The following is a 3555-nucleotide window of genomic DNA, read 5'->3' as shown; positions in this document are numbered from 1 at the left end:
AGGATACCGTTTACAAGACATTCTTCTTCAGTATATATACTATTTGCTTGTATCTTACAGCTAGTTTTCTACTTGATTATTTCCTCTTTAGATTTACTTTATAAATAGCCTCTTATAGGGTGTCTTCTCTCCCCAACGCGGTTTTTCTTCATGTTTAGCGTACCATTCCAGCATGGCACTATAGACTCCAGCAAAGCTTTGCTCTTGCAGCAAGGAGAGAATGTCATCAACCACTGTTCTGGGGTTAACGTCTAATCCCCAAAAAGGAGTCTTCAAACCGAAGATCATTTCTTCTGCCAAAACCCGCAGGTTTTTTGTCTGCCTCAAGTCTCCATAGCTATGGAGGTAAGGATAAAACCTGGGATACAACCAGGCAACTTCGAGAACCGAAATCCGAGGGTGGCTGCCAAGCATGGTCATGAGCAATGTGGTTCCCGATCGCTCTGGACCGATGACAAAAATTGGTTTTTCTGCTAAATAAATTGCCAAATTACTCTCTCCTGTTCTGGCTGATTGAGTGGTTAATTGCAAACTGAATCGTAACCATAGGTTGATTCAATCAACCCAGCTCCATCTCTTTCACTCAAGCAGCATAGAGCAATAATAAAGTATCAATCCCCGGTTAATCAACCGAGATACCGATTTATTTTAGAAGAATGCCATAGTCAGAAACCGAAAGCAAGATGAAAACCTCGGTTTTCCTATAAACTTTTTGTATTTACCAATAAACTTCTTGAATGGAAGCTGTCAAGCTTGGAATCTTGTGGTGGAGAAAACCCTTTCACTGGCCGATAGGCAGATGATGTACTCCCGCCAGTCTAGTTGGCGTTGTTGCTTGATACCGCTGCCGCAATCGCTTTATTCGCGGTACATTGCCAATCAACTCTTTAATAAATTGCCGTCAATACACAAATTCAAATTTAATTTTATGCAATCCTACAAAGCATTGGTGCATTCTTTTTTGTTGCATTAATCCTTAATTTCAACCTCTAGCAAACTCAAAACCTTTTCTTCCAACCCCGTCAAATAAGCCCGCTTCAGCTTCCCCAGCGACTCCAGAAACCCCTGCACTGATTCCTCCAGGCCACCCGAATACACCCGATTGATGCGATCGCAAATCACCTGCATCTGCTGACACTCCTGGGGCAGATAGTTGAAGGACTTCAGGTGCTGCAACCCAACGGCATACTCGCCATCCCACATTCTCACGCTACAACTAAAGTCATTCACTGCGCTGACAATCGCCCAACAGCCACCCTTGCCTCTAAGTTCCGGGTTGTCCTTTGCAAGAATTTGGCACACTTCCCCCAACTGGTAGGTATTGGGTACTTGGGTTCGCTCCATAATCCTTTGCACCACATCTTTGACGATTCTACCAGTTAGCACTTTCCCGCCAGCAAGCTCTACTGCTCTTAGCCACGCTTCTTGCTGTTCCTGGGGTTCAAGCTTTGTCATGGGTCGAACTTGCCCCTCTGCTGTCGGTAAAATGTCCACAATTTGTGGACATTTTTGCAAGTTGTCCACAACAACTGCCGCATCAACTAGCTGGTAAGAACGGGAACGATTGTAGCCAAACCTGTCCAAACAGTACTCATCAAAGGTTTTGTGCGTGGAACGGCACAATCTGCGATCGCGTAATTCTATTAAAGCTTTGCCTGCTTCAAAAAACGCTCTCTCCACTTTCCTCTCCAAGTACAAGCGATCGCTTTGCTCCTCCTGGGTCAACTCTGTTACTTCAACAGCACTAACTGTAATTGTTGCTGAACTTGGATCTACTTGCTGGGAGATATCCTCGTTTACAGAGCTAGCTGCTGAAGTTGAATCGGTAGATGCGGGAGAGGTGGCTTTGCTGCGTCTAGAAGGCGGTTTAGGCATGATTCCACCTTTTCTAGTTCAATGGGATTTTCTCAGAGTCAATTGCAACGTAAATTCTGGATGTAACTGATAACTGCATAGCTGTAGCCCAACCCAGGTATCGCTTCTCTAATAAGACAGAGGGGAGAGCAAGAGGATTAATAGTATGAAGGTCAATCATCAAACTGTACCCCTAAATCTACACCTAGCACCTCTTCAATCTTCCGAAGAGTTTCTTCTGCTACACCACCTAAAACAGCCTCCGCCTCTAACTGATACCAATAGTTACGAGATATTCCGACTTCTTTGGCCATCTGTGTAACTGGTCGCCCCCTAGCTTCTCTAGCCTGTTTGATGCGATCGCCCAATCCAGGAACATCTACTTCTAACTTAATAATCCGTCTTACTTTCACAGTCATAGTCGTAATTCCAATTCTAAAAGTATATGTTAATTGTCAACTAAACAGTTGACAACTTGTTAATTAACAGATTACACTATTAGGTATAAAGAAAGCGCCCCAGACTGGTAATCGAAGCGCTTTCTGTCCCGTTAGGAACTGATTTATTATGACTTACGCCATTTACACTTATCAACAGCTGCAACTGAAATCCATTGCCCGGCTCAAGCAAATCTACAGCGAAATCGGCTGCACAGTCGAAGTAAGCGACAAACGCTGTAAGGATGCCTGGATTTCTGCCATTGTTAACTATCAGGCAACCAAGATTCAGAAAGTTGCCCCCACTGCCCCCGACAACCAAGCCCTCGCCCAAGCCGAACTCGACAGCTACATCGCTGACCAAGTCCAAGTTGTAGCTCCCGAACCCCTCACAATAGTCGAAATCTCGTTTGACCATCACGAATATTATGCTGGTAATCAACTGTTAGCCAGCATCAGCCATGACGACAATCATTTAACCCAACGTTGGGTAGTCATGGTCAACGACAAAGAAATATTCCGTGCCAACACTCCAATGCGTTGTCATCGCTTCATCTGCACTCACTACAAAGACGGCTCATTACCAGTGCAGGAACAAGAAGCAAAACTATGCACTACTGGCAACGAAATCATGGCACAGATTTTCAACGAGTGCGAGAAGTACGGTTACGAAATTCTGGACGACGGCATTTATCAGAATGACGAGAAATTAGGCGAAGTAGGACAGACTGACGGCGGCTGGTGGTTCACACGCGCAGCAGACGAAACCCAGCGCATACCCTGTGATTCGGCAATGTCAGCAGTTCAATCGCTGTCAATGCTGGGCGTGTCTACTGATGATAAATCCATTTTTGATGAATATTTTTTAGAGCAACCCTTAGAGGATGTTTTAAAAGTCGAAGCGAGTTAAAAATTATGCCAGTCGCCTGACCATAATCCGGATCATCGCAATGTAAATAAAAGTCTCAGAGGTTTCTGGTAGTCGTTCATAATCTTTACTTAAACGTCGACACCAGTTAAGCCAACCAAAAGTTCGCTCAACAACCCAGCGCTTTGGTAAATGGACAAAACCTTTCTTTTCCAATGGTCGAAGCACAATTTCCACAATCCAGCGAAACATATCCATCACCCAACGCATAAATTCTTCACCACGGTATCCGCCGTCCATCCAAATAAGATTTAAACGTTTTACCTGACTGCCTGTATTGTGAACTCGGTTGAGAACTTTTTTCGCTCCTTCTCGTTCTGGAAGACTGGCTGAGGT

The 3555-nt window shown here is 44.6% G+C and carries 5 protein-coding genes; 1 reads left to right on the top strand and 4 read right to left on the bottom strand.

What is annotated here, in order from left to right; all coding sequences use genetic code 11:
• Positions 1 to 93: 93 nt before the first annotated feature.
• The 3 genes from H6G97_RS47785 to H6G97_RS47775 form a co-directional block, all read right to left on the bottom strand.
• Entirely contained in the window at positions 94 to 489 is a 396-nt protein-coding gene (locus H6G97_RS47785) for a sulfotransferase (RefSeq protein ID WP_190947340.1), read from the bottom strand.
• Positions 490 to 969: 480 nt separating this feature from the next.
• A complete protein-coding gene (locus tag H6G97_RS47780; protein ID WP_190947339.1) occupies positions 970 to 1875 on the bottom strand; it encodes a hypothetical protein in 906 nt (301 codons plus the stop codon).
• Positions 1876 to 2027: 152 nt separating this feature from the next.
• Positions 2028 to 2273 carry a helix-turn-helix domain-containing protein gene (locus H6G97_RS47775; protein WP_199345100.1) on the bottom strand — a complete coding sequence of 82 codons (246 nt, stop codon included), beginning with the start codon at positions 2271 to 2273 and terminating at the stop codon, positions 2028 to 2030.
• Positions 2274 to 2421: 148 nt separating this feature from the next.
• Between H6G97_RS47775 and H6G97_RS47770 the strand changes: the two genes are divergently transcribed.
• A complete protein-coding gene (locus H6G97_RS47770; protein WP_190947338.1) occupies positions 2422 to 3201 on the top strand; it encodes a hypothetical protein in 780 nt (259 codons plus the stop codon).
• 3 nt (positions 3202 to 3204) lie between these two features.
• On the opposite strand, the gene H6G97_RS47765 is transcribed toward H6G97_RS47770, so the two are convergent.
• Positions 3205 to 3555, bottom strand: a 351-nt coding sequence (locus H6G97_RS47765) for a transposase (RefSeq protein WP_190941080.1), incomplete at its 5' end; no start/stop codon positions are given.

Origin of the sequence: Nostoc flagelliforme FACHB-838, assembly GCF_014698065.1 — a bacterium.
Lineage (GTDB): Bacteria > Cyanobacteriota > Cyanobacteriia > Cyanobacteriales > Nostocaceae > Nostoc > Nostoc flagelliforme_B.
Note: the sequence above shows the minus strand (reverse complement) of the source record. Positions and strands in the feature narration are given on the sequence as shown.

What these genes read in the sequence shown, in the direction of transcription:
- H6G97_RS47770 (WP_190947338.1), top strand. Translation starts at nt 2,422, where the DNA reads ATGACTTACGCCATTTACACTTATCAACAGCTGCAACTGAAATCCATT.
- H6G97_RS47780 (WP_190947339.1), bottom strand. Translation starts at nt 1,875, where the DNA reads ATGCCTAAACCGCCTTCTAGACGCAGCAAAGCCACCTCTCCCGCATCT.
- H6G97_RS47775 (WP_199345100.1), bottom strand. Translation starts at nt 2,273, where the DNA reads ATGACTGTGAAAGTAAGACGGATTATTAAGTTAGAAGTAGATGTTCCT.